At 57.7% G+C, this 26,630-nt stretch carries 25 protein-coding genes and 1 pseudogene; 2 read left to right on the top strand and 24 right to left on the bottom strand.

Translation table 11 applies throughout. The features are described 5' to 3' along the window. Nucleotides 1-23: 23 nt before the first annotated feature. Both IE061_RS06745 and IE061_RS06750 read right to left on the bottom strand, forming a co-directional pair. Nucleotides 24-977, bottom strand: a pseudogene (locus IE061_RS06745) (IS5 family transposase). A gap of 92 nt (nt 978-1,069) precedes the next feature. Further along, nucleotides 1,070-1,510: a universal stress protein gene (locus IE061_RS06750; RefSeq protein ID WP_096921918.1), complete on the bottom strand. Its 441-nt coding sequence runs from the start codon at nt 1,508-1,510 to the stop codon at nt 1,070-1,072. 174 nt (nt 1,511-1,684) lie between these two features. On the opposite strand from IE061_RS06750, the gene IE061_RS06755 reads away from it, so the two are divergent. Next, on the top strand, nt 1,685-2,587 hold the full coding sequence (locus IE061_RS06755; protein ID WP_096921917.1) for a LysR family transcriptional regulator: 903 nt from the start codon (nt 1,685-1,687) through the stop codon (nt 2,585-2,587). 20 nt (nt 2,588-2,607) lie between these two features. Here the strand turns inward: IE061_RS06755 and IE061_RS06760 are convergent, their stop codons facing one another. From IE061_RS06760 to salA, 19 genes are all read right to left on the bottom strand, one after another. Next, on the bottom strand, nt 2,608-3,414 hold the full coding sequence (locus tag IE061_RS06760; protein ID WP_096921916.1) for a universal stress protein: 807 nt from the start codon (nt 3,412-3,414) through the stop codon (nt 2,608-2,610). Between the two features lie 34 nt (nt 3,415-3,448). Further along, nucleotides 3,449-4,636, bottom strand: a complete 1,188-nt coding sequence (locus IE061_RS06765) for a benzoate/H(+) symporter BenE family transporter (protein ID WP_096921915.1) — start codon at nt 4,634-4,636, stop codon at nt 3,449-3,451. A gap of 78 nt (nt 4,637-4,714) precedes the next feature. Further along, nucleotides 4,715-5,446 carry an ABC transporter ATP-binding protein gene (locus tag IE061_RS06770; RefSeq protein WP_096921914.1) on the bottom strand — a complete coding sequence of 244 codons (732 nt, stop codon included), beginning with the start codon at nt 5,444-5,446 and terminating at the stop codon, nt 4,715-4,717. Next, nucleotides 5,443-6,210 carry an ABC transporter ATP-binding protein gene (locus IE061_RS06775; protein ID WP_096921913.1) on the bottom strand — a complete coding sequence of 256 codons (768 nt, stop codon included), beginning with the start codon at nt 6,208-6,210 and terminating at the stop codon, nt 5,443-5,445. Before IE061_RS06775 ends, IE061_RS06770 begins: the two co-directional genes overlap by 4 nt. Before the next feature lie 2 nt (nt 6,211-6,212). Next, the gene (locus tag IE061_RS06780; RefSeq protein ID WP_229800899.1) at nt 6,213-7,268 is read right to left on the bottom strand and encodes a branched-chain amino acid ABC transporter permease; all 1,056 of its coding nucleotides are present in this window, start codon (nt 7,266-7,268) and stop codon (nt 6,213-6,215) included. A 12-nt stretch (nt 7,269-7,280) separates the two neighbouring features. Continuing rightward, nucleotides 7,281-8,141: a branched-chain amino acid ABC transporter permease gene (locus IE061_RS06785; RefSeq protein ID WP_096921912.1), complete on the bottom strand. Its 861-nt coding sequence runs from the start codon at nt 8,139-8,141 to the stop codon at nt 7,281-7,283. A 64-nt stretch (nt 8,142-8,205) separates the two neighbouring features. After that, a complete protein-coding gene (locus tag IE061_RS06790; protein ID WP_096921911.1) occupies nt 8,206-9,378 on the bottom strand; it encodes an ABC transporter substrate-binding protein in 1,173 nt (390 codons plus the stop codon). Between the two features lie 101 nt (nt 9,379-9,479). Continuing rightward, nucleotides 9,480-9,968 (bottom strand): benzoate 1,2-dioxygenase small subunit, encoded by a 489-nt coding sequence (gene benB, locus IE061_RS06795; protein ID WP_096921910.1) that lies wholly within the window; start codon nt 9,966-9,968, stop codon nt 9,480-9,482. A gap of 32 nt (nt 9,969-10,000) precedes the next feature. After that, nucleotides 10,001-11,368, bottom strand: coding sequence for a Rieske 2Fe-2S domain-containing protein (locus IE061_RS06800; RefSeq protein WP_096921909.1), 1,368 nt, complete (start codon nt 11,366-11,368; stop codon nt 10,001-10,003). 80 nt (nt 11,369-11,448) lie between these two features. After that, a complete protein-coding gene (gene catA, locus IE061_RS06805) occupies nt 11,449-12,423 on the bottom strand; it encodes a catechol 1,2-dioxygenase (protein WP_096921903.1) in 975 nt (324 codons plus the stop codon). A 503-nt stretch (nt 12,424-12,926) separates the two neighbouring features. Beyond that, nucleotides 12,927-14,174, bottom strand: a complete 1,248-nt coding sequence (locus tag IE061_RS06810) for a benzoate/H(+) symporter BenE family transporter (RefSeq protein WP_096921908.1) — start codon at nt 14,172-14,174, stop codon at nt 12,927-12,929. 73 nt (nt 14,175-14,247) lie between these two features. Beyond that, nucleotides 14,248-15,030, bottom strand: a complete 783-nt coding sequence (gene benD, locus IE061_RS06815; protein ID WP_205738341.1) for a benzoate diol dehydrogenase BenD — start codon at nt 15,028-15,030, stop codon at nt 14,248-14,250. After that, nucleotides 15,027-16,052, bottom strand: coding sequence for a benzoate 1,2-dioxygenase electron transfer component BenC (gene benC / locus IE061_RS06820; protein WP_096921906.1), 1,026 nt, complete (start codon nt 16,050-16,052; stop codon nt 15,027-15,029). Before benC ends, benD begins: the two co-directional genes overlap by 4 nt. Nucleotides 16,053-16,076: 24 nt before the next feature. After that, nucleotides 16,077-16,565, bottom strand: coding sequence for a benzoate 1,2-dioxygenase small subunit (gene benB / locus IE061_RS06825; protein WP_096921905.1), 489 nt, complete (start codon nt 16,563-16,565; stop codon nt 16,077-16,079). 34 nt (nt 16,566-16,599) lie between these two features. Then, the gene (locus tag IE061_RS06830) at nt 16,600-17,967 is read right to left on the bottom strand and encodes a Rieske 2Fe-2S domain-containing protein (protein WP_189463584.1); all 1,368 of its coding nucleotides are present in this window, start codon (nt 17,965-17,967) and stop codon (nt 16,600-16,602) included. Between the two features lie 80 nt (nt 17,968-18,047). Continuing rightward, entirely contained in the window at nt 18,048-19,022 is a 975-nt protein-coding gene (gene catA, locus IE061_RS06835; protein WP_189463585.1) for a catechol 1,2-dioxygenase, read from the bottom strand. 63 nt (nt 19,023-19,085) lie between these two features. Further along, a complete protein-coding gene (gene catC / locus IE061_RS06840; protein WP_189463586.1) occupies nt 19,086-19,376 on the bottom strand; it encodes a muconolactone Delta-isomerase in 291 nt (96 codons plus the stop codon). A 48-nt stretch (nt 19,377-19,424) separates the two neighbouring features. Then, the gene (locus tag IE061_RS06845; protein WP_189463587.1) at nt 19,425-20,540 is read right to left on the bottom strand and encodes a muconate/chloromuconate family cycloisomerase; all 1,116 of its coding nucleotides are present in this window, start codon (nt 20,538-20,540) and stop codon (nt 19,425-19,427) included. A 339-nt stretch (nt 20,541-20,879) separates the two neighbouring features. After that, nucleotides 20,880-22,178, bottom strand: a complete 1,299-nt coding sequence (salA, locus tag IE061_RS06850) for a salicylate 1-monooxygenase (RefSeq protein WP_189463588.1) — start codon at nt 22,176-22,178, stop codon at nt 20,880-20,882. A 203-nt stretch (nt 22,179-22,381) separates the two neighbouring features. Here salA and IE061_RS06855 point away from each other — a divergent pair, with 203 nt between their 5' ends. Further along, nucleotides 22,382-23,287: a LysR family transcriptional regulator gene (locus IE061_RS06855; RefSeq protein WP_189463589.1), complete on the top strand. Its 906-nt coding sequence runs from the start codon at nt 22,382-22,384 to the stop codon at nt 23,285-23,287. Nucleotides 23,288-23,306: 19 nt separating this feature from the next. Here IE061_RS06855 and IE061_RS06860 read toward each other — a convergent pair whose 3' ends face one another. The 3 genes from IE061_RS06860 to IE061_RS06870 all read right to left on the bottom strand — a co-directional run bounded on the left by IE061_RS06860 (nt 23,307) and on the right by IE061_RS06870 (nt 26,188). Beyond that, nucleotides 23,307-23,714 carry a nuclear transport factor 2 family protein gene (locus IE061_RS06860; RefSeq protein WP_096921898.1) on the bottom strand — a complete coding sequence of 136 codons (408 nt, stop codon included), beginning with the start codon at nt 23,712-23,714 and terminating at the stop codon, nt 23,307-23,309. Nucleotides 23,715-23,752: 38 nt separating this feature from the next. After that, nucleotides 23,753-24,574 carry a beta-keto acid cleavage family enzyme gene (locus IE061_RS06865; protein ID WP_096921897.1) on the bottom strand — a complete coding sequence of 274 codons (822 nt, stop codon included), beginning with the start codon at nt 24,572-24,574 and terminating at the stop codon, nt 23,753-23,755. 111 nt (nt 24,575-24,685) lie between these two features. Continuing rightward, a complete protein-coding gene (locus IE061_RS06870) occupies nt 24,686-26,188 on the bottom strand; it encodes an SLC13 family permease (protein WP_189463590.1) in 1,503 nt (500 codons plus the stop codon). Nucleotides 26,189-26,630: the final 442 nt, after the last annotated feature.

Below are 26,630 nucleotides of genomic sequence, written 5' to 3' on the forward strand. Positions count from 1 at the left end.
GCATTGCCACACGCTACGATAAGTTAGCAAGCAGCTTTAGGGCGATGGTATGCGTGGCATGCATAGACCGCTGCCTGCGAGCTAACTTTTCGTACAAAGCCTAGGCTGGCCAACCCGAACAGGCTGCATAGCTGCGCCCGGTTCTTGGCCAGCCCCTTGTAACGCACCTTTCGGTAGCCGAAGAGGTTCTTGATGACATGAAACGGATGCTCGACCTTGGCCTTCTCGATCTCCAACAGCAGCGTTTTCATGGATCTGTCTTCCATCTTCTTGATGGCGTTGCGCTTGACGGCCACACAGCAGCGGGAGTCCGGGGCACCCTTCTCTTCGTCCAGGTACTTCCACATGCCGGTGTAGCCCGCGTCGTCGTATACCCGATTGTCATCGTCCCAAACCAAATGGCCCGTCATGGTGACATTGGCGACGTTGGCCAAGGTGGCGACGACACTGTGGGCCAGTCCGGTGAACGCATCTACACCGAGATGGGCCTTTAATGCCAAAGTAATACTGGTTGCCCTTCCTGGTCTGATTCATCTCAGGATCGCGTTGCTTGGCCTTGTTTTTAGTGGAAGGGGCGGCCGCCACGATGGTGGTGTCGACGATGGTATCTTCGCGCATAAACAGGCCCTTCTCAGCAGGTGGCGGAAGCGCACCAAGGTGGTCACGTCCGGCACGCCCTTGATGGCCAAACCGATACCCACGAAGTCGCGCATCGCCTGGCTGTCGTAACTGGCATCCTCCAGCGCTTCATCGACCAGGACCGACCACTGCTTGAGGAAGTAGATGCGCAGCATGCGCTCCGGGCCAATCGGCGGATTCCCCCGCTTACCCACCGCGTTCGGGAAATAGGATGTCGGAAGCGCCTCGATCAGTCGCGGCCATGGAACCAGCGCCTCCATCTGAGCCAGGAACCGCTTTCAGCGGGTGACCTTCTTCTTGTTTTGGTGCTCGGCTTGGGCGAACGAGATTTGTTTCATCGGGCGGCTCTGATCAAGCAGTGGCAGGAGGACCGAATTCTACCCCGCCGCTGGCTACCTGGCAGCTGCGGCGGGATTTATGCAGCGTTTCCTTAACTAACTGTAATAACGCCACATTGTGCCAAGTGCCCTACCTTATGCGATACGCTTCCCGCGACCATACCGCCTAAATCACTGAGTCCGCGACTACCCATCACGATCACGTCGACGCCTTCGCGCCTTGATACTTCCAATATGATATCGACAGGCCTGCCTTGTTCGATCATTGTCTCGATATTGCGGATGCCTTTCGCTTTAGCAAACGTTTCGGCTTCTTCAAGCAGTGCCTCGCCCGCTGACGCCAAGTGTTCGGACGTTGCATCACTTGCAAGCGCGCCGACACCCCAGATCAGCTTGCTAGTGTTACTGACCACCTCAGGAATATGCAGCACGTAGACCTTCGTACTGTTTTGCTCTGACAATTTGCACGCCACGGACAGCGCATGCTGTGAGTGTGCAGAACCATCGATAGGCACCAAAATCTTGGTATACATAACATCTCCGACATTGACTAAAGTATGAGAAACATCCTTCAGCAAAACTGATAGCTTATACTTTTTAGGTATTTTAAGCGCTCTACCAGAAAGATTAATTATAGCTAGAAAATGCCATTTCCATTGGCATTTCTCCAATATCTTTCGGACAGAAAGCCATACCTAGGAGGTATAATGGAGCTACGCCATCTTAGATACTTCTGCGTGGTTGCCGAAGAGCTAAACTTCACGTCTGCCGCAGAGCGGCTCCATATGTCGCAACCTCCGCTTTCTCGTCAGATCAAGCAGTTGGAGCAAGAGGTAGGCACGGAACTGTTCGAGCGCAGTTCACGAGGACTACAGCTCACCCCATCAGGCATTTTCTTTCAACAACACGCCATACAAATATTAGAAAAAGTCGATGTTACGGTGGAGGCTACTCGCCATATGGCGCGCCATAAACGTCAGCTATTTGGGATTGGCTTTGTGCCTTCGGTTTTCTATGGGCAGTTGCCCACGCTCGTGCGTGATTTAAGACAAATGGACAATGTCGAGCTATCGTTAGCGGAGCTGACGACGGTGCAGCAAATTCAGGCTTTGAAAGCCGGGCGGATCGATATGGGGTTTGGCCGTATCAGAATCGACGACCCCGATGTGGAGCAGGACATTCTTTTCGAGGAGCCCATTATCGCGGCGTTACCCAGCGGCCACCCGCTCGAAGGAACAACCCCCAGCTGTGAAGAGCTTGCCCGCTACCCCCTCATTCTCTTTCCCGCCAAACCACGCCCGAGCTTAGCCGACATGGTACTTGGCATTTTTCGTAGGCGAGGCTTGAAGGTTCAGGTCTTTCAAGAAGCGAACGAGGTGCAAACGGCACTCAGCCTCGTCGCTTCTGGCATTGGCATCACGCTCGTACCGGAGCAAGTCAAGCGTGTGCAGCGAGATGGCATCACCTATGTCTATTTAGCGGATAGCAGTATCACGTCGCCCGTTATTTGTAGCCGTCGCCGTGGTGAAAAGCCATCTCACGTCATGCAAACGGCCAATGCCATTTTGGATGTGCTGGTCGATAACCGACGCTCGGGACGGTATCCATAGCCTCACACGCATCGATCGCACTAGGGACGGAGCACGACGACTGGGCATGGCGCTTCATGAACGACCTCATGACTGACGCTGCCTGCCACGACCTGAGAAAGGCCGCTGCGGCCATGGGTCGTCATCGCCAGCATGGTATGGTGACTATCTGCTAGGTAGCTCACGATAGACGCCGCTGGGTCACCATGAAGCACTTCCCAGTCGACCTCCAACGCTTGATCACTTCCAACGCGGCGCGCCAATGCCGCTAAATACGCCGACTCCGAGACATCGGCGGGGGCCAACGATGTCGGTTTGTTGAACGTTGGGGTATCGAGTACTTGTAGCAGCTGTAAGCGCGCGCCTAATCGTTTGGCTAGTTCGGCCGCATGGGGCAGCATTTTTTCAGAGAGTGCAGACCCATCGACACATACCGCCAATACATCGACGTGCTGGTGAGCGCGACCATTATAACGTGGTCCGCATAAAAAAACGGGCCGTCGAGAACGCCGAACCACGCCAGCCGTCACGCTACCGATCAGCATTTCCGGCACCGGGCGACGTCCATGAGCCATCATGCATACCCCTACCTCCTCCCGATTGGCCAGCGCTCCCAGGTAGTTCTTGACGCTATGATGGGCAATCACTTCCAGCGCCATATCATCGACACGGTGTGACTTGAGGCGTGCTTTTAACATCGCCGTACGTGAGCTGACGTCTGCTTGTTCGAGCACCACGGAGACGGCCTTCATCTCTACGCCCAGCTGCGACGCGAGGCGTCGACCAAATTCGATGGAGGTCACCGCTCCTTCACTGTCATCAATAGCCACGACGATCGTCTTCATCATTCCTCTCCAGTGACGGTGTCAGCCGCCTTTGTTGTTATTGCGTGTCATTATTCAGTGGCGCAAAACGCCGGTGCAGTAGGTTGTATGCCAGTCCGCCTACGACCACGCCCCAGAAAGCCGACCCGAGCCCCAAAAAGCTCACCCCGGATGCCGTGGCGACGAAGGTCAACACCGAGGCTTCCAAGTGGCTCTTTTCGGCGGCGAACGCGCTGATGTTGCTGCTTATCGCCCCCATCAACGCCAGTCCCGCCAGTACCGCCACGAAGGCATTCGGCAGCGAAGTAAATAGCGCCACTATGGTGCCTGCAAACAGACCGCCCACGAGATAGAACACACCGTTGGCCACGCCGGCAACGTAGCGCTTGTCCGGATCTTCATGCGCTTCTTTGCTGGTGCAGATCGCGGCGGTAATGGCCGCGATCACCGTCGTGATGCCGCCAAAAAAGGCCGTCAGCAGCGACGTGACGCTGGCCACCGTGACAATGGGTTTGGCAGGCGTCGTGTAGCCTGAGGTACGTAATATCGCCATGCCCGGTAGGAACTGGCCCGTCAGGCTGACGAGTACCAGCGGTATCGCCAAGCTCAAGGTCGCCTCCCATGTCCAATCGGGTTGGATGAACTGCGGCTGCGCCAACTGGACGCTGACACCCTCGAGGCTGGCGCCCTCCAAGAGAACCGCCAACAAGACACCGACCAATAATAGGCAAATCAAGCTGTAGCGCGGCGTCAGACGTTTGAAAACCAGATAAGCGATCATCATTCCAATCGCCAACGTCGGCACATTGTGCAACGACTCGAAGATGCCGACGCCAAATTGGAACAAGATGCCAGCCATCATGGCGCTGGCAATGCCGGGAGGAATCAGCTGGATGATGCGATCAAACGATCCGGTGATGCCGATCACGAATAACAGGATGGCGGCCGTCAGGTAAGCGCCCACCGCTTCGTTGAGCGACAGCTCTGGAAAAAGCGTCACCAACAGGGCGGTTCCCGGCGCCGACCACGCGGTCACCACCGGCACCTTCAACCACATGCTCAGCAAAATCCCCGAGATGGCGGCTCCCATGGAGATGGCCCAGACCCAGGAGGTCATCATCGTGCTCGAGATGTCAGCACTCTGAGCGGCCTGAAAAAAGATGGCCAGCGGTCCTGAGTACGAGACCAGCACGGCCACGAAGCCTGCGGTGATCGCAGACACCGACCAGTCTTTGTGTAATTGCATACCCACAGTATCCCAACGCGATTAAGGGTCACTACCCTGTGTATTGGCCTGGCAAAGAGAGCTCGGCCAGGCCTTCCATTACGCAACGCCCAGGTGCGTTTCCAACAGTTCCGGGTTATTCCTGAGCCCCTGTGAATCACCGCTGTACTTCACTTCCCCTTTTACTAACAGCAAGTGCTTCTCAGCCACTTCCAGCAGGTTATCGATGTTTTTATCGACGATGATCGTCGAGATGCCCGTGGCCTTGATGGTCCGAATGATGTTCCAGATTTCATCGCGTATCAGCGGCGCCAAGCCTTCGGTGGCCTCATCGAGGATCATCAGATCAGGATTCGTCGTCAGCGCTCGGCCAATCGAGAGCATCTGCTGCTCCCCGCCCGACAGCAGCGCGCCATCATGGTTAATGCGTTGTCCCAGGCGCGGAAACGTGTCCAGCACGCGTTCCATGGTCCAGGGGGTCTCTCCCCGCTCATTGGGGCGCGCCGCCATGATGAGATGCTCACGCACGCTGATCCCGGGAAAGATGCCACGCCCTTCGGGTACGTACCCGATTCCCTGGCGCATCAACTGCCATGGGCGTCGTTTCGCGGTCGATACGCCCTTGATATAAACGTCCCCACGGCGTGGTGGCACAAAACCGAGGATCGACTTCAACGTGGTGGTTTTTCCCATGCCGTTACGCCCTAACAAACTGAGCGTCTCTCCAGGCATTAGGATCACATCGACGCCGTGCAACACATGGCTTTCGCCATAGTAGGCGTGCAGCCCGCGGGCTTCGATCAGGGGAGTCACGGTGGGGTCTGTGGTCATGCGGTTACTCCTTCGTCGTGACGTCCCAAATAGACATCGCGCACCTTGTCGCTGGTACGTATCTGCTCCGTCGGGCCACTTTCGAGGACACAGCCATCGACCATGACCGTAATGCGATTGGCCAAGCGGAAAACCGAATCCATATCGTGCTCGATCAACACCAGGGTGTAGCGGTCGGTCAAACTGGCGAGTAGCTCCGTGACCTGCGCCGTCTCTTCACGCCCCATGCCAGCCATCGGTTCGTCTAGCAGCATCAAGGAGGGTGCCGTTGCCAGCACCATGGCTATCTGAAGCTGACGCTGCTCGCCGTAACTCATGTCCGAGGCGGTCGTGTGCGCTCGGTGGTTCAGTTGACAGGTTTCCAGCACCTCTTGGGCGCGCTCGCTCACCTGCTGCGCCGTGTGACGAGAACGCCAGCTGCCCAACACGCCGCCCATATGGATGCGTGCCGCTAGCTCACAATTCTGCAAGCAGCTAAGGCGTGGAAAAATATTAGTTTTCTGATGGCTGCGACCAATGCCCAAGCGTGCAATTTGGCGAGCACTTTTGCCTTGAATCGCTTTTTGTCGATAGAGCACCTGGCCTTCCGACGGGGGGATCTCACCGGAGAGCAAATTGATCAAGGTGCTCTTGCCGGCGCCGTTGGGGCCCAAAATGGCATGTATTTCGTGGGCTCTCACATCAAAGTTCACGTCATTGACGGCAACGAGGCCACCAAAACGACGCGTCAAGCCCTGGGTGGCTAATACGATGTCATCACTCATGGCTAGTCCACCTTACTCTGTGTCACGGGCTGGGCGGAGACGATCGTCTTTTCCGGCGCTTCACTGGCTGTTGTGCGGCGTTTGCGTGCCCAGGGAGGCGCGATCATCAAGCCTGCCACACCGCGCGGCAGCACCAACACTGCAACGATGATGGTCAGCCCCATCAAAATGGGCCAATGTCTCGTGGCATGCTCATAGACGAACAGCAGTATTTCATACGCGAAGGCGCCTAGAATGGGGCCAAAGATGGTGCCCATACCGCCCAGAATCAGCATCATCAGTACCTCACCGGACGTGTGCCAGCCGAGCTGGGCCGGATTGGCGAAGCCGTACTGCATCGCCGCCAGCATGCCGGCAATCGAGGCCATCACCCCGGCAATCACGAAAGCGATCAGCTTGTAACCACTGGTGGCATAGCCCAGGGCCTGCATGCGGTGCTCGTTATCATGAATGCCGTCTAGCACCTGACCGAAGTAGGAGCGGGTCAGCCAGCGCAGAAAGAGGTATCCCGCCAACAGCGTTACCAGGCAGAAATAGAAGAAACTGTAAGGATCATCCAAATCGACTAGCAGGGTATCGCCCACGGCCAAGCTGGGGCGGAACATAATGAAGACACCATCGGTGCCCCCCGCGAACTGGGACGTGCTAATGAAGTAGTAAAGCATCTGACCGAACGCCAGCGTCGTCATGATGAAGAAGATACCTTTGGTGCGAATGACCAAGAGGCCGACGATGAGCCCAACGCAGGCCGACACGCCGATCACCAAAGGCAGCATCCACCACATGGAGGCCGGGCTAAAGTCAGGGCTGGCGAGGGCAAGCGTATAGGCGCCCAATCCGAAAAAGAGCGCGTGCCCCAGGCTGACCAGACCCACGATGCCTACGAGCAAATCGAGGCTCATGGCAAACAGCGCGAGAATCAGCATCAAGGTAAGCTTCTCCAGCATGAAATTGGCCTGATTGCCGAAGACCACCTCGCCCCACAGCGGGAAGGTCGCCACTAAAGCCGTCAGTACCAACATGAGGTAGGCAACGCGCTTGGGATATTTATGTAACATTGCTTGTTCTCCTCACGCGAAAAGGCCGCGCGGTTTCACCAAAAGAACCGCTGCCATGATCAGATAGATCACCATGCTGGCGAGACTGGGAATGAGCACAGCGCCGAAGGTCGTAGCCATACCGATGATGATGGCACCCCAAAAGGCACCCTTGATGGAGCCAATCCCCCCGATGACCACGACCACGAAGCAGGTGATCAAAATGCTGTCACCCATGCCGGGGGCAATCGACGTGAGTGGCGCGGCAATCATGCCGGCAAAGGCGGTGAGCGCCACACCCACGCTAAAAATCAGTGTAAAAAGCGTACGGACATTGATACCGAGCCCCTCCACCATATCGCGATTCACGGCACCGGCACGGATGATGATGCCCAGACGGGTATGGCGAATGACGCCATAGATGACGCCGGCCAACGCCAGACAAACGCCCATGACGAAGAGCCGATAGACCGAGTACTGCAGGTTGTCGGTGAGTTGGATACTGGCGTCGAACGGCGCAGGTACCGGCACGCGATGCACATCGCCGCCCCAGATGATGCGCTGGGCTTCGTTGAGCACTAAAATCAAGCCAAAGGTCAGCAGCACCTGATAGAGATGGTCGCGCTTGTAAAGCGTGTCGAGAAACAACCGCTCGATGACCAGGCCTAGCGCAGTAGCAATGGGAATCGCGACCAAGATGGCTAACCAGAAGTTGCCGAAACGCATGGTCAAGTCATACACCAAGTAGGCGCCGATCATGTACATGGCGCCGTGGGCCAAATTGATGATGCCCATGATCCCAAAAATCAGCGTTAACCCACTGGCGATCAAAAACAGCAGTAACCCATACTGGAGTCCATTGAGCAGCTGGACACCAAAAAATGCGAGATCCATAAGACCCCTCCGAGCATAAAAGGGGAAGCAGGATTGCCCCGCTTCCAAGCATTACGAAGTGTCGTTACATCTGACAGGCGTCGTCCGGCACTTCTAGATTCTCGGCAGCAATGCTGACGACCTCGTGCTTGCCGTCACGAATCTCACGGAGGTAGATATTCTGGATGGGATGGTGAGAGTCCGAAAAGCTCAACGGACCTCGTGGACTGGCTAACTGAACATTTGCCAAGACATCGATTAGTCGCTCGCGGTCTGACGTGTCTCCACCGAGTACATTGAGCGCCTGGGCTAGCATCATGCCGGTATCGTAGCCTTGTACCGCATACGTATCCGGCGCTTCACCGTAGGCGTCTTCATAGGCGGCGACGAACGATCGGTTCGCGTCGTTTTCTAGCGTTTCTGCGTAGTGAAGCGTGGTCATGACGCCTTCACCCGCATCGCCCAGGGCGGCTAGATTACCTTCGGTAAGGAACCCGGACCCCAGCAGCGGGATGCTCTCGTTGAGCCCCGCCGCCGCGTAATCCCTCACGAAGCTGACACCACCGCCCCCCGCGAAGAAGGTGTACACGGCATCCGGCTGAAGGCTGGCAATCTGCGTCAGGTAACTCTGGAATTCGGTGCTCGGAAACGGCACGAGAATCTGCTGGACGATGTCACCGCCTTCCGCGGTAAAGGCCTCTTCAAAGCCCGCTAGGTCCTCTTTCCCACCCGCGTAGTCCCAGGTAATGGTCACGATGTTTCTATGCCCTTGCTCGTAGGCCACTTTTCCCATGGGATAGCTGTCTTGCCACATACTAAAGGAGGTGCGAAATACGTTCGGCATGCATAGCTCGTTGGTCGCCGCCCCAAGCCCTGCATTGGGGATGATCATAATGGCGCCGGTTTGTTTGGCCACGCGGAGCATGCCCATCGCCACACCTGAGTGCACCGGGCCTATCACGAAGTCCACGTTGTCGCCGTTGACCAAACGACTCATGTTTTGCGGAGCCTTAGAAGGATCGGCTTCGGAGTCCAGCTCGACGTATTCGACGTCGCGACCGCCCAACTGGCCCCCTTCCTGCTCGATGGCCAGCTTCAAGCCGTTAGTGATAGCTTCGCCCAGCGCTGTGTAGGTGCCTGAATAAGGCAGCATCAGCCCTAGTTTGACGGGATCTTCATTCGCTGAGAGGCCCATGGCTGACAGCGTTAGAGTGGTACCCAGAGCGGCAACGAGAGTGGTCTTTTTGACATTTTTCATTATGGGTTCACCAGGATTGTGTTGTTTTAGATTGTTATGTCCATCGCGCTTCGCGTTGATAGAAGACACGATCAGCGACGTCCCTGTCTCATCGATGCGGCTTATACGTGATACACGTCGATGACTTGATGGATATAGTCGTTGTTCAACTGCACGACTTTTCTTGTGATTAGCGGGCGCTCACCCGAGACGTCCAGGGTGTAGAAGCTCGTGCCGAAGAAACTGTCCGTCTTCTTGTAGCGGTGGCTCAGCGTGTGCCAGTTGAACCGCAGCTCGGCCGTCTGGTCGTCTTGCGACAGGATTTCGAGGTTGGTCACCTGGTGCGTGGTCCGCGGCTCCGGCGTGCTCGCCCCGCTGCGCTCGGTCTTGATCCGGTAGACCCGATCTTCCAGCCCTTCGCGGTTGGGGTAGTAGATCAACGAGATCTCGCTGTGCGGATCGCGGGTGAGCTGATCATCGTCGTCCCAGGCGGGCATCCAGAACTCGGCGTCCTTACGATACAGCGCAAGCCACTCGTCCCACTCGCGGTCGTCCAGTAGGCGCGCTTCGCGGTATAAAAAGGCTTGGATGTCGTGATAGCTGATGCTCATGGCGTTCTCTCCTCTCTTCTGGCATCGGACGTTTAGGCGGTCGCCGTGGCGATAAACTGGCGACGCTCTTTGTCGATGGCGCGCAGCATTTCGCTGACCCAGTGTTGGTGGTGCAGCACGTAGAGCCCTTCGTCTTCGGGGGAGGCGCCGCTGAGCAGCGGTTTCATGTCGATGGCCTGGGCGTTCTCATCGGCCCCTTCGATCCATTGTTGGGCGCCGCGGGAGAGGTCGTTCCATTCGGCCAGCGCGCCGCTGTAGCCTTCTTGGCAGGCGCGGAACTCTTCGAGGTCGTCCGGGGTGCCCATGCCGGAGACGTTGAAGAAGTCTTCGTATTGGCGGATACGTACGCGACGGTTTTCGGCCGACTCGCCTTTGGGGGCGAAGCAGTAGATCGTGACTTCGGTTTTGTTGACGTCGATGGGCCGCAGCACGCGGATCTGTGTGGAGAACTGGTCCATCAGGTAGACGTTGGGGTAGAGGCAGAGGTTGCGCGTCTGGTTGACGATGGCGTCGGCACGCGCCTCGCCTAGCTGCTCTTGGATCCACTCTTTTTCTTGGTAGACCGGGCGCACCTCGGGGTTGAGTAGCCGGGTCCAGAGCATCATGTGGCCGTTTTCGTAGGAGTAGAAGCCGCCTTTACTCTTCGACCAGCCGTCGGCGTCCACCGCCTTGGTACCACCGGCGTCGTAGTTGCGACGCTCCATGGTGGAGGCGTAGTTCCAGTGCACGGAGCTGACGTGATAGCCGTCGGCGCCGTTTTCGGCCTGCAGTTTCCAGTTGCCGGTGTAGGTGTAGGAGGAGGTGCCACGCAGCACTTCCAGACCCTCGGGGGCTTGGTCGACGATGTTGTCGATGACCTTGGTGGTTTCGCCCAGGTGCTGCTCGAGGGGTAGCACGTCGTCGCTGAGGCTGCCGAACAAAAAGCCTTTGTAGTTCGCGAAGCGCGGTAGGCGCTTGAGGTTGTGGGAGCCGTCTTGCTTGAACTGGTCGGGGTAGGCGCCAGTCTTTTCGTTTTTGGCTTTGAGCAGCTGGCCGTCGTTTTTGAAGGTCCAACCGTGGAACGGGCAGGTGAAGGTGCCTTTGTTGCCGCGCTTGCGGCGGCAGAGGGTGGCGCCGCGGTGGGCGCAGGCGTTGATCAGGCCGTGCAGCTCGCCCTGCTTGTCGCGGGTGATGACGATCGGCTGACGACCAACGGTGGTGGTGAAGTAGTCGCCCGGCTCGGCCACTTGGCTCTCGTGGGCCAGAAAGACCCAGTTGCCTTCGAAGATGTGCTTCATCTCCAGCTCGAAAAAGGCGGGGTCGGTGAACATGCTGCGGTGGCAGCGGAAAATGCCGTGATCCGGGTCGTCTTGTACCGCTCCGCGCACGCGGGCTTCGAGTTGATCAAGCTGTGTGGTCATGATCGCTCTCCTCGTTAGGATGTCGCGCTGTTAGGGCGTCAAGGCGGGCCAAGGGGAAGGCCCGCCTCTTAAACAGGGGGTTATACCTTGGCCGTACCGGCCAGTTGGCTGGCCAGGTCCTGCTCGTCTTCCTTGGCGCGGGGGCGGGCGTGGCGTACCTGCAGCTCGGCGGCGTCGGTGGGCGCTAACTCGACATCGAACACCACATGGGCGAAGGGGCCGTCCAGATCACGCTGGGCGATCTCGGCGGGGTCGTCGATGCGCTCGGCGGGCACCACCAGCTCTTCGCGCGTGGCAAAGGCGAAGTCGTCGAAGGTGTAGGGGTCACCGGCGAGGTTGATCTGAGTCGTCAGGTGTTGATGGCCGGGGGCCGAGACGAAGTAGTGAATGTGCGCCGGACGCTGGCCGTGGCGGCCCAGCGATTTGAGCACGACGTCCGTGGGGGCGCCTTCGGGCACGCCGTAGCCCGACGGGACGATGCTGCGGGCGGTGTAGCGGCCGTCGCGGTCGGCATAGATCGTGCGGCGCATGTTGTACTCGTCCTGGGAAGGGTCGAAGAACGAGTAGCCGCCTTTGGAGTTGCAGTGCCAGATCTCGACCTTGGCGCCGGGGATCGGCTGGCCGTTCACGTCGCGCACTTGGCCGGTCAGCCACATGGTCTCGCCATCGGGGTCGCTGCCGTCGTCCATCCGGGCGAAGCCGTCAGCTTCCGGGGCACCGGCCACGTAGAGCGGGCCTTCGATGGTGCGCGGGGTGCCACCGGTGCGCTTGGCTTCGGCGTCGATGGCGTCGTGGCGCATGTCGAGGAAGTGGTCGAACCCTAGCCCCGGAGAGAGCAGGCCGAACTGGGTCTGGCTACCCAGCGCGTTGAGCAGGTTCACGGCGGCCCAATACTCTTCTTCGGTGACATCGAAGTCGTCGATCAGTTTGAACAGGTCGCCCACCAGGCGATGCACGATCTGCTTGGCGCGGTCGTTGCCGCCTGCCTGGTCCAGGCCGGCCACGGCGTTGAGAAAGTCTTGAACCTCGGGCGTGTCGAAGATTTTTACGGTCATGGTAAAAGCCTATTGCTAGTTTTATCGTTATTTATTTCCCAGTCACCGAATGTACGTTTGTCGATAAAGCGACTGAGTGTCTACTTAGGACATGAGGACACTGTTTCTCTGTACTCTTCACGACAATATCGAACAAACACCCATTAACAGACCAATATCGTTTGAGTTCTCACCCATACTTCGAAGGTATCTCAAGCAGCGTTCGGTTTTTGTGCGGCCGCACACCGGGCATCACAAGGAAAATACAACTATTTGTTTTTAATTAATAAAAATCCAAACAGAAAGATAGCGCGCTAACAAAGAAACCCACCCCTCAACATATGACCGAGTATGCCCCGTCGCGCAGGGAAGGATGGGCTAGGAACGGCTAACACACTCTGTCCAAAGTCGGGGTGGGCTACGACCAAAGCACAAAGGCCTCAACGGGCATCCATAGAAAAAAGCCCGCACTGCCTAAGCATGTACGGGCCAAACGCATCAAAAGAGTAAGAAAGCAGAACTTGCTATCCGCTATGTTTCTGGGCCGCCCTACGCGTAAACATGAAGTCAAAATCTTTGGTTTCAAAAATGGCCGATACTACCACTCCAAGGACCAGGGCCCAGAACGTTGCGCCGATACCAAGAATTTGAATGCCAGAAGCAGCGATCAAAAAAGCGAACAGCGCCCCTATTTCGTGCTTCTTGCCCGCAAACGCGATGGTCATGGAGGACGTGATGACGCGCATCAGCGCCAAGCCAGCGATGATGGTGATGAAGTAGCGAGGCGTGGCTTCCAGCAGGTTGACCACATAACCATAGAAAGGCGCCGCCACGATGAAAATAGCTCCGGCAATGGCCGCTGCGACCCAGCGCTTGTCATGGGCGCCTGCCTCCGGTGAGGCGCATACCCCGGTCATGGGTGCCGCGATGCAGGTACTGTGTAGATTGAAGAACGATGACACGATGGTACCGATGCCACCCACAGCCGTGATCGCGTTCGCGGGCGCGTCCTTATAACCCATTCCTTTGACCAAGCCGACACCCGCCGGCGTCTCCATCCCGACTAGAATGATCGCAAGCGGCAACCCATAGGTGAGAAACGCCTCCAGAGTGAACGTCGGCAGAATGAACTCCGGGAACCGGATGGTCGCTTGGATTCCCGAAAGATCCACTCCGGTGACTGTCAGGTAAGCAAGCCCTGCCGCCATGGCGATGATGAGCGGGGGAATTTTGCGAAAGACTCTCGCCGAGATAAAGAAAGCCAACATCATGATCGCGGCTGGCACCATCGCGTTTTCCAGCGGCTTGACCATGTTGAGCCCAAAGCTAAGCAGCATACCGCCGACCATGCCCATCACGATCGGCATCGGTATCAACCGCATCACGATGCCCATGACACCGGTCACGCCCGCTATCAGCGTAATGATGCCAGCGATAAGACCAGCGCCCAAGGCCGCTTCTAGCCCGATCACCGGAATGACCGCGGCAAACATCAGCGCCCCTGGAATGGAGTTTGCCATCGGCAGCGGTAGACGGTAGTAAGCGGGCATGAACAGCCCAAACAAACCGTTGATCATCAAATAGCTGATGACCCAGATCATGATGAAGGAGGGGTCGAGACCTGCTGACGTGCCCGCACTGATATGGACGACGCCAACGCTGAGACCTAAGATGCCGGCGACTAACCCTGTACTGGCATTGTCAGCATTGAGGTCACGTAGAAAATCGCGAGGCGCATGCCGTAGGCTCACGCCTTTTTCTATATGTTTCACGGTGTGCTCCAGGGGTTTTGTAGTATTTAGCGTTATTTTGACAACGGGTTTACGACGATGGCTAACGGTTCGATTAGCCTTGATCCCCCCCACCGACCGGTAGAACGCTCCCTGTGATGTAACTCGCCTCATCGGAAGCCAGGAACAAAATAGGCGCGGCCATCTCGTCGAGCGTGCCGTAGCGTTTCATCAGACAGCTCTGCTTGGTCTGGTCGATATGCGCCTGGAACCATGCCCGTTCGGTCTCGTTGCTAGGCTCGGGCGTGCCGCGGGAAATCCGGCGCGGCGGTGCTTCGGTGCCACCGATGGCAGCGGCAGCCACGCGGATGCCAGCATCAGCGTATTCGAAAGCCAGTGACTCGGTCAGCGCATTGACCCCCCCTTTGGCCGCCGAGTAGGGGATTCGGTGGATGCCCCGCGCCGCCACGGAAGAAACATTGACGATCACGCCGCTACCCTGCGCTACCATGGTAGGCAGTACCGCGCGGCAGCACCAAAGCGTGGGCATTAAAGAGCGGTTAATCTCTGCGACAACTTGTGCTTCAGTGAACTCGGTAAACGGCTTAAAGTTAATTGCACCACCTACGTTGTTCACTAGAATATCAATACGGCCAAAGTGAGAGAGCGTCTCCTGAATCACTTTCTCGGCACCTTCATAGGTCTCCAGATCCGCTTGTGCTGCGATCACTTCACACCCCTGCTGGCTGATTTCAGCCACTACTTCATGGATGTAATCATTGCGATCTACCAGTACTAAACGTGCCTCTTCCGCGGCTGCGCGCTCAGCAACTCGCCGCCCAATTCCCTGAGCTGCACCGGTAATCACCATCACTTTGCCTTGAAAGCGGTGTGTCATGATGTACTCCCTGCTTCATTGGGGGTGAACTTCTCGTAGTGAAAGCTCTGTGGCTCAATGCCTTCTGCGTCAAAGTATTTCAGCACGGCATCGACCATTGGAGGCGGGCCACACAGGTAAACGTCCACATCACCGTCATGCATGACAGCAGCGTCCATGTGGTGGGTCACATACCCTTTACGCGGATTCTCACTGGCTTCATCAACCACCACCGTGGCGTAGCTGAAGCTTGGCAGTTTCTCAGCGAAGGCGTCTAAGGCGTCGGTTTTGACCAAGTGATCGTCTTTATTGACGCCATAAATCATGTGAATCGGCGCATTGCACCCCTTTTCGACCAACTGCGCTAACATGGAAAGAAAAGGAGCTAACCCCGTCCCCCCCGCCAGCATTAGCACCGGACGTTTCACTTCTCGCAGGTAGAAGCTGCCCAGCGGGCCGGTCAGCGTAAGCTTTTCGCCCACCGCCGCTCGCTCGGTCAGGTAGCCGCTCATTACCCCATTGGGAATATTGCGGATCAAAAAGGTGGCGCGCTTATCACTTGGCAGTGAGCTGAAGGAGTAGGAGCGGTGTACCTCTGTACCGGGCACATCAATATGGATGTATTGACCTGGTAAAAAGGCAAGGCCTTCCTCATCATCCAGTTCAACCGCTAGCTCAATGCTATCTTCAGAGAGTTGCTCAACCGCGGTGACAGTGGCTTCAACCTTGCCCACCTGTGTTTTACACAGCGTGGAGGCCACGGGCACTTGGATAACGCAGTCCGAAAAAGGCACCATCTGACACGTGAGCACTTGGCCTTCTGCAGCTTCTTCGTCAGAAAGCGCGTCTTCCAGGTATTCGTCACCCATATCGAACTCGCCCTGCTCGCAGTGGCCTTTGCAGGTGCCGCATACGCCGTCGGAACAGTCCATCGGAAGATTCACTTTCTGGCGGTAAGCCGCGTCAAGAACGGTTTCCCCTTCTTTACAGCCGATGAAACGCGTCACGCCGTCTTCGAAGTTGAGGGCAATGGTATAGCTCATGGTTAACTCTCCTCTCCTATCAGGTCACACGTGATACACATCGATGACCTGATGGATGTAGTCGTTATTCAGCTGCACGACTTTTCTTGTGATCAGCGGGCGCTCGCCCGACACGTCCAGGGTGTAGAAGCTCGTGCCAAAGAAGCTGTCCGTCTTCTTGTAGCGGTGGCTCAGCGTGTGCCAGTTGAACCGCAGCTTGGCCGTCTGGTCGTCTTGCGACAGGATTTCGAGGTTGGTCACCTGGTGCGTAGTGCGCGGTTCCGGCGTGCTCGCCCCGCTGCGCTCGGTCTTGATCCGGTAGACCCGATCTTCCAACCCTTCGCGGTTGGGGTAGTAGATCAACGAGACCTCGCCGTTCGGGTCGCGGGTGAGCTGGTCGTCGTCGTCCCAGGCGGGCATCCAGAACAGGGCGTCTTTGTGGTACAGCGCGAGCCAGTCGTCCCACTCGCGGTCATCCAGCAGGCGCGCTTCGCGGTATAAAAAGGCTTGGATGTCGTGATAGCTAATGCTCATGGCGCTTCTCTCCTCTCTTTCTGGCGTCGGACGTTTAGGCGGTCGCCGTGGCGATGAACTGGCGACGCTCTTTGTCGATGGCGCGCAGCATTTCGCTGACCCAGTGTTGGTGGTGCAGCACGTAGAGCCCTTCGTCTTCGGGGGAGGCGCCGCTGAGCAGCGGTTTCATGTCGATGGCTTGGGCGTTCTCGTCGGCCCCTTCGATCCATTGCTGGGCGCCGCGGGAGAGGTCGTTCCATTCGGCCAGCGCGCCGTTATAGCCTTCTTGACAGGCGCGGAACTCTTCGAGGTCGTCCGGGGTGCCCATGCCGGAGACGTTGAAGAAGTCTTCGTACTGGCGCAGGCGTACGCGACGGTTCTCGGCCGATTCGCCTTTGGGGGCGAAGCAGTAGATCGTGACTTCGGTTTTGTTGACGTCGATGGGGCGCAGCACGCGGATCTGCGTGGAGAACTGGTCCATTAGGTAGACGTTGGGGTAGAGACAGAGGTTGCGCGTCTGGTTGACGATGGCGTCGGCACGCGCGTCGCCTAGCTGCTCTTGGATCCACTCTTTTTCTTGATAGACCGGGCGTACTTCGGGGTTGAGCAGCCGAGTCCAGAGCATCATGTGGCCGTTTTCGTAGGAGTAGAAGCCGCCTTTACTCTTCGACCAGCCGTCGGCGTCCACCGCCTTGGTACCACCGGCGTCGTAATTGCGGCGCTCCATGGTGGAGGCGTAGTTCCAGTGCACGGAGCTGACGTGATAGCCGTCGGCGCCGTTTTCGGCCTGCAGTTTCCAGTTGCCGGTGTAGGTGTAGGAGGAGGTGCCACGCAGCACTTCCAGACCCTCGGGGGCTTGGTCGACGATGTTGTCGATGACCTTGGTGGTTTCGCCCAGGTGCTGCTCGAGGGGCAGCACGTCGTCGCTGAGGCTGCCGAACAGGAAGCCTTTGTAGTTCTCGAAGCGCGGTAGGCGCTTGAGGTTGTGGGAGCCGTCTTGCTTGAACTGGTCGGGGTAGGCGCCAGTCTTTTCGTTTTTGGCTTTGAGCAGCTGGCCGTCGTTTTTGAAGGTCCAGCCGTGGAACGGGCAAGTGAAGGTGCCTTTGTTGCCGCGCTTGCGGCGGCATAGGGTGGCACCGCGGTGGGCGCAGGCGTTGATCAGGCCGTGCAACTCGCCCTGCTTGTCGCGGGTGATGACGATCGGCTGACGACCAACGGTGGTGGTGAAGTAGTCGCCCGGCTCGGCCACTTGGCTCTCGTGGGCCAGAAAGACCCAGTTGCCTTCGAAGATGTGCTTCATCTCCAGCTCGAAAAAGGCGGGGTCGGTGAACATGCTGCGGTGGCAGCGGAAAATGCCGTGATCCGGGTCGTCTTGTACCGCTCCGCGCACGCGGGCTTCGAGTTGATCAAGCTGTGTGGTCATGATCGCTCTCCTCGTTAGGATGTCGCGCTGTTAGGGCGTCAAGGCGGGCCAAGGGGAAGGCCCGCCTCTTAAACAGGGGGTTATACCTTGGCCGTACCGGCCAATTGGCTGGCCAGGTCCTGCTCGTCTTCCTTGGCGCGGGGGCGGGCGTGGCGTACCTGCAGCTCGGCGGCATCGGTGGGCGCTAACTCGACATCGAACACCACATGGGCGAAGGGGCCGTCCAGATCGCGCTTGGCGATCTCGGCGGGGTCGTCGATGCGCTCGGCGGGCACCACCAGCTCTTCGCGCGTGGCAAAGGCGAAGTCATCGAAGGTGTAGGGGTCACCGGCGAGGTTGATCTGAGTCGTCAGGTGTTGATGGCCGGGGGCCGAGACGAAGTAGTGAATGTGCGCCGGACGCTGGCCGTGGCGGCCCAGCGATTTGAGCACGACGTCCGTGGGGGCGCCTTCGGGCACGCCGTAGCCCGACGGGACGATGCTGCGGGCGGTGTAGCGGCCGTCGCGGTCGGCATAGATCGTGCGGCGCATGTTGTATTCGTCCTGGGAAGGGTCGAAGAACGAGTAGCCGCCTTTGGAGTTGCAGTGCCAGATCTCGACCTTGGCGCCGGGGATCGGCTGGCCGTTCACGTCGCGCACTTGGCCGGTCAGCCACATGGTCTCGCCATCGGGGTCGCTGCCGTCGTCCATCCGGGCGAAGCCGTCCGCTTCCGGGGCGCCGGCCACGTAGAGCGGGCCTTCAATGGTGCGCGGGGTGCCGCCGGTGCGCTTGGCTTCGGCGTCGATGGCGTCGTGGCGCATGTCGAGGAAGTGGTCGAACCCCAGCCCCGGCGAGAGCAGGCCGAACTGGGTCTGGCTACCCAGCGCGTTGAGCAGGTTCACGGCGGCCCAATACTCTTCTTCGGTGACATCGAAGTCGTCGATCAGTTTGAACAGGTCGCCCACCAGCCGATGCACGATCTGCTTGGCGCGGTCGTTGCCGCCCGATTGGTCCAGACCGGCCACGGCGTTGAGAAAGTCTTGAACCTCGGGCGTATCGAAGATTTTTACGGTCATGAGATAGCTCTCGACATTATTATAGATGTTATGGGTCAGTACCTTGGCGTGCTCCGCCGAGCATTAGCTGTCGTCGTCGCGTACGGACGAGGGGTGGCGGCAAAGCGGCTTGACGCTGATCTCCATGTAGGGGAACAGTGGCAAGTTGCTGACGAGCTCTTGCAGCTCGGCATTGTCCTCCACGTCAAAAATACTCACGTTCGAATAGCTACCGGCCACACGCCACAGGTGGCGCCATTTGCCTTGGCGCTGCAGGTCCTGGGAGTACGCTTTTTCGGTTGCCTTGATATTCGCGGCCTGCTCGGCGGGCATATCGGTCGGCAATTTGACGGTCATCTCGACTTGAAACAGCATATCGATGGCTCTCCTTTTCGTTTGCGGTCTTTGCGTGCGGCGCGTTGGCTAGCGCGCGTAGTGCGCCAACTTATCTTCATCCAAGGTGATCCCCAGGCCTGGCCCAGGCGGTAAGGACACCCCAAATTCGGTGTAGTCGAGAGGCGACACCACGATATCGTCTTGCAACAAGAGCGGGCCGAACATCTCCGTTCCCCAGGTCATGGTCGGTAGTGTTGCCCACGCATGCAGCGACGCGGCGGTACCGATCGTGCCTTCCAGCAAGGTGCCGCCATACAGGCCGATGCCGGCCGCCTGAGCGACATGCGCGAGCTCCAGTGCGCCGTAAATACCGCCCGACTTGGCGAGTTTCAGTGCAAAGGCTCCGCTGAATCCGCTGCACACCAAATCAAGGCCGTCGCGCGCATCCTGAACGGCCTCATCGGCGAGCATGGGCACATTGAAGCGGTTCGCCAAACGCACCAATCCCGCATGCTCACGCGCGCCGATGGGCTGCTCGATCAACTCGATGCCCGCCTCTTGTAACGCTTGAATACCGCGAACGGCGGTGGATTCGTCCCACGCTTGATTGACATCGACGCGTACGCTCGCTCGGTCTCCCAAGGCCTCCTTGATAGCCGCTACGTGGCGGACGTCCTGGCCCACGGGATTGGCGCCAATTTTCAATTTGAAGTCACAGTGCCGACGCTGCTCTAAACGCAGCATGGCTTCATCGATATCTTTCGCGGTATCGCCACTCGCGAGCGTCCATAGCACGGGGATATGATCCTGACGCACGCCTCCCAGCAGCTCGGCCACGCTCAACCCCAGGCGCTTGCCTTGGGCATCGAGCAGCGCCATTTCCAGTGCGGATTTAGCGATCATGTTGCCGCGCGCATGCCGATTGAGCAGTGCGCGGGCGTGGTGAATGTTCTGGGAAGGCTGGCCAATCAGCAGAGGTGCCAAGTACGTATCGATGTTGCGCTTGATGCTCTCGGGACTTTCCGGGCCATAGGCTAGGCCGCCGATGGTCGTGCCTTCGCCCAACCCCTCAATACCGTCTGAGTGATGCATGCGGATGATCACCATGGTCTGGCAGGCCATGGTGGTCATCGATAGTTTATGAGGACGGATGGTCGGTAAATCGACCAGAAGCGTCTCTATTCGTTGGATAACAGTTGACATGGCAGCTCCGGCATCAGGCAATCGTTTCGCTATCGAGCAGTTTGCGTGCCCGTGCAAGCCGGAACCAATATTGTTTAAGTGCGCGTCCATACCAAGGAGGTATCACAAGCGCATGACAGGCTCGGCTATTCAGCCACTTTTTCCCCATAACCCCGAGTGCGAGAGCCGCTGCACGAGACGTGCCCTCGCCAGGGGCGCTCAGCGCCGGATAAAGCGCGTATCGATACGCAACCGCGTGTTAAAGAGCCACGCAATCACTTCGCCGTGATACAGAGCGCCATAAGACAAAAGAATGATCCAAGCGTGTTGCTCGACGCGCACTCGCCTCAAGCGGAGTTTCTAGAGACGGTCTCGAGATACGGTTTCGAGATACTGCCGAGCCGCAATGACATCGTCGTGTGGATCGTGATTCCACAGCCAGTCGAAGCGATTTTCCAGATCGTGGATGAGCTTGCTCTCATCGCCCCCAATGCCTTTTCCCGAATATTCATAGACATCGCCGGCGTCGTGGGAAGTACGCTGCGCTCGACACGTGCGTGCATGGCGCACGTGCTCGAAAGCGGCCAACACGTCGCTCACACGGCGATGATCGCAGCGGACGTCTGTCAGTAGTGTCGCCAGCACGTAGGCATCTTCGAGCGCCTGTCCGGCCCCCGCCCCTTGGTGGGGCACGAGCGCATGGGCGGCATCGCCGACAACCATGACCCGCTCGCGCTGATAGAAGGGAAGCTCGGGCAACTCATGCAGCGCCCAGCGCGTTGGTTCGGCGATGGATGCGAGAATAGCCTGGCAAGCCGGGCTCCAGCCTTCGAAGACGTGTAACATTTCCTGCTGGCTGACGGCCTGAACCCACTCCTCCCCATCGGGTAGTCGCGGGTGAGGAACCGAGCGGTCCGTGATGAAGGCTACGACGTTGACGAACTGTGACTGTTTGACCGGAAACGTCAAAATATGGCGATCTTTACCGAGATACATTTGCGGCACCCATGCCAAACGTTTCTCGCTGCCATTAGCCTCGAGCGCTGTCTCTAAGGTGTGGGTGGGGATCATGCCACGATACGCGTAAGTACCGCTCCAGAAGGGCGCAATATCGCCAAACTGGTCGGGCGGTAATACATGGGAGCGAACCGCCGATTTGATGCCGTCAAAGCCGATGATGACATCCCCCGTAAAGTGCGTGCCATCATCGAAGTGGGCAGTGGCGCTAGCAGCGTTTTGCGTCACCGCGACACAGCGTTTGCCGAAATGCGCGATGTCCTCCGGCAGATGGGCAACGATCGCATCGAGGAAGTCGGCACGGTGTACCGAGGATTGACCAACCCCCGGCGCGAGGCTAGCCGTCAAGTAGGTATCATCACTGCCTCGGCGCCACTCGAACCAAACATCTTCGAAGGGGGCTGGCGAGGCGTCTGCAATACGTTGATAGGCCGCTTCCAAGCCCAAGCGTTGAATGGCCTTTACCGCATTGGGGCCAAAGGATACGCCAGCACCAATTTCTGAGAACTGCGGAGCGGCTTCGAACAGCTGGACATCAAGGCCGCTATCTCGCGACAGCGCAACGGCAAAGGCGACGCCACCGATACCGCCCCCCACAATGCCAATGGAGAGACGTTTTTGCTGGTTATTTTTGATGGTCATGCTTCACTCCCTTTCACGATGTATCGTTATCATGTCGAGCGTCACGCTCTACTGATAACGCTATTAGGAGGAGGCAATGGCCACCACACAGCCCTCTTCATTCAAACTATAAACGGCGCTAATAACTATATGAAACAAAGAGTTGAGCCACCACTCCGCGACAGAAGTAGACAATCGTCGCATGCCCGTCAGAGGCCATTGTGATGATCAAGCTTGCCGATATCGATCTCAACTTGCTGGTGGTGTTCGATCTGCTCTACCAGGAGCAAAACACACAGCGTGTCGCGCTACGCCTGGGCATTACCCAGCCTGCGGTCAGCCATGCCTTGAAGCGTTTGCGTCTTCTATTGAACGACGAACTCTTTGAACGCACCTCGCAAGGGTTACAGCCCACGCCCCGCGCGAGCCAGCTTCATCCTGGGCTGGCCGACGCGTTAGCGAGAGTGAATGACACGCTGAACCTACACAACGATTTCAATCCAGCCCTTAGTGGCCGTACCTTTCACCTCAACATGACCGATATTGGGGAAATCGTTTTCCTACCCCGTTTACTGCAGCATTTATCACAGGTGGCTCCCGGCGTCTCGCTCCACACCGCTCGCAGCAGCCACCACGCGCTGAAGTATGAGATGGAAGAGGGGCAGATCGATCTAGCCGTTGGGCTGATACCACAGCTGGGCGCTGGCTTTTATCAACAGCGGCTATTCGAGCAGCGCTATGTTTGCCTGATGCGTGACAACCACCCACTCGCCAAGGGCGATTTTGGTCTTGAGGAGTTTCGCTCAGCCCATCATGCCGTCATCGTCGCGAGCGGTACCGGTCATGGCGTGGTAGAAGAGCAGCTCGCCAACGCGGGCATTCAGCGCCCGGTGAGATTAACGCTGCCGCATTTCGCTGCCATTCCCTACATCGTGGGCAGCAGCGATCTCGTCGTGACGGTTACGAATAAATTGGCCGAGGCGACGTGCGAACGATTTGGCCTCACCGTTCGCGAGCACCCGCTGGCCTTTCCAGACATTCCCATCAATCTTTTCTGGCATCGCCGTTTCCATCAAGACCCCGGCAACCGCTGGCTGCGGGGCTTGGTGTATTCGATGTTCTCCGAATAGCGCCCAGTGTCATCCGGCGCTAGGCGATGGGTTTGGCCCACGCCGCACGCGTACTATGAGCAGCCGTCTTATTGGTAATTTTCCATTTACCATCGATTTTGATCAGCGCAATCACATCGACCCAAGAATCTTCAAGGTTGTCGCTATTATCGAAGCCTAGCAGCACGCTGGCGACCTCTCCGGCCTGGGTGATGGCAATGAAACGGCTCTTGACCTGTCGCTGGCTATTCGCCCATCGCTCAAAACGGTCGCTAATGAGATCGGTTGCCAAGGCACCCTCCGCGTCCAGCGCAAAAATCCACGCCTCCTGATGAAACGCCTCCTCCAGCTTTTGCCTACTGCCTCGAAAGCCATCGACATATAGCTGCACGACTCGTTTGATCTCGTCGATGTCAGGTGCATCACCGACCAACGTGGTATCCGCCATCTCGTCACTCCTGCTTATCAAGTGGTTGTTTTTTATCGTTATAGCCCGAGCATCTCACGCGCTTGCTGCCAGGTGGCCACTGGGCGCTGATACTTTTCGCAAAGGGCTACGGTGCGCTCGACCAAGGCCGCGTTGGAGGGCGCCAAGGTGTCACTATCCAAGCGCACGTTATCTTCGAGCCCCGTACGGGTATGGCCGCCAGCCGCAATCGACCACTCGTTGAGTAGGTATTGGTTGGCTCCAATGCCTGCACCGCACCACTGCGCATCCGGCGCCAGCTGCTTGAGCGTCTCGATGTAGAAATCGAAGGTGGGCTTGTCCGCTGGCATCGCATTTTTCACGCCCATGACAAACTGCACATAGAGCGGCGTCTTTAGCTTGCCTTGCTGGGAAAGACTCACTGCCTGGTGGATATGCGACAGGTCGAACGCTTCGATTTCAGGCTTGACGCCGTACTTGATCATCTCATCGGCCAGCCACTCCACCAGTTGGGGCGGATTCTCGTAGACACGGTTGGGAAAGTTATTGGAACCCACCGAGAGACTTGCCATATCAGGCTTGAGCGGCAGCATGCCGCCGCGTGCTTCCCCAGCCCCCGAGCGCCCACCAGTAGAGAGCTGAATAATCATTCCTGGGCAGTGCTTCTTGAGCCCTTCCATCAGGCGGCCAAACTTTTCTGGGTCAGATGAGGGGGTTTGGTCATCGTTGCGCACATGGCAGTGGGCAATGGTCGCCCCTGCTTCGAACGCTGCCTGGGTGCTCTCAACCTGCTCCTCGACCGTAATCGGTACGGCTGGGTTGTTCTCTTTGCGTGGCAGGCTGCCGGTAATGGCGACACAGATAATACAGGGCTGGGACATGGGAGCCTCTTTGTTCTTATTGCGAACATAAATTTGAATAACGAACACCCTAGGCCGTCTATCTGGAATCGTCAAATCGGCAGGGCGACCAACGACATCGAGTGTCACGGGTTAGAAAGAGACATCGAAGACCAACGGTACGATGGTGTAGAGCGCCACCATGATCACCAGCAGGCCGATGACATTGAGCCAGACACCTGCTCGAATCATGCTTTGGATAGGCAGATCTCCCGTGGCGAACGCCACGGCGTTGGAAGGCGTTGCGACCGGCAGCATGAAGGCACAGCTCACGGCAAAGGTGACCACGATGGTCATCAGGAAGGATTCGATACCCAGCCCCACGGCAATCGATCCCATGATCGGGAAGAAGGCCGCCGCCGTCGCCGTGTTACTGGTGAGTTCGGTCAATAGAATGATGACGATAGCCGTGATGGCGAGAATCAGGATCGGCGGTAACCCCGATAATCCCGAGACGCTTTCGCCCACCCAGGCACTTAAGCCAGTGGCGGTGAACTGGGCTGAGAGCGTTAGGCCACCGCCAAACAAAATCAGGACTCCCCAGGGCACGTCCCGGGTGGCCGACCAATCCAGCAATGCCCCTTTTCCCTTAGAAGCGGGAATCACGAACATCAGAATCGCCGCGAGGATCGCCACACTGGTGTCGTTGATATTGGAGAGCCAGGGTAAGACGTTCTGCACCGACGAGATTCGCGCTATCAAGGGTAAACATACCCAGCAGAACACGGCCCCGCCAAACACCATCAGTACGCGCGCCTCTTCAGGCGATAGGCGACCCATCCTTTCGAGCTCCGACGCGATCATCGCTCGACCGCCCTGAATGTTCTCGACTTCCGAGCGGAACACCAGCTTGTTCAGAACGAACCAAGCCAGCACTAGCATGGTGAATGAGAATGGCACTCCCACCAGCATCCAGTGGCCAAACCCGATACTCAGCCCGTGGGTATCTGCCATGTACGCGCGCATTAGCGCCATCGGCGGCTGGCCAATCAATGTCGCCATGGAGCCGATGGTGATGGCGTAGGCAATCCCCAGTAAAACAGCGGCGGAGAACTTGGGCGTGTCATCACCGTTACCCAGTGACGCCACCAGCGCGATGATCGAGCCGCCGATAGGTACCATAATGACGGCGGTGGCGGTATTGCTCACCCACATGGTGATAAACCAGCTAGCGAACATCAAACCGAAGACAATTTGCGCAGGCTTGGTTCCCACGGTGAGCACCGTCAGTAGCGCAAAGCGGCGATGTAAATTCCAGCGCTGCGTTGCCAAGCCCAGCAGTACGCCACCCAAGACGAGAAAGACGATGCTATGGGCATAGGGCGCAGCGGTCACACCGACCGACGCAATATCGAAAAAGGGGAACAGTACGAGCGGAAGCAGCGATGTCGCCGGAATGGGAATCGCCTCTGTCATCCACCAGGTGGCCATCAGCATTGCAATGCCAGCGACGAGACGCGCATTGAAGGCCAGCGTTTCGGGCAAAAGGAAGAAAACTCCCAAACTTACTAGAACGCCCAGAACAAGAAACATCGGCTTTAAAGCCGAGGCTTCAGTAGAGGGCACTGGCTCAACGGCCCCAGTGGAGTGCGACATGGCAATGACCTGCATGAAATAACGTGCAGATCAGTGTCACGACGGACGCGCAATGCCGCCAATACCTCTCAGGTTGTTGTGCATACCCGGACAAGCCGCACCGCCCAAGCACACACCCTCCCTACATAATAGAAACGATGAATCGAGCTTCCAGGGGCTATGCACTCCCCATCTTTTTGGGAGAAGGCTGCCGACACCTCGTATTTTTGCTCATCCGTGCGACGTATGGCTTACGACTAATGGATGGGCTACTGCGAGAAATGTGGCAAGTTCACGACTCGCGTGACGTGACAGCAAAAGCGGTAAGCGAAATATTGAACAAGAAAGAGTTATTCATCAGGAAGGACCCGGGCTCTAAGGTAGATCATAGGTGTAGGGTTCCGGATGATCAAATCGCCTATAGGAGTTATCCTCTGCTAGCCGCCAGGGAGCTTCTTCAGCA

Source organism: Vreelandella hamiltonii (genome assembly GCF_014651795.1).
Taxonomy (GTDB): Bacteria; Pseudomonadota; Gammaproteobacteria; order Pseudomonadales; family Halomonadaceae; genus Vreelandella; species Vreelandella hamiltonii.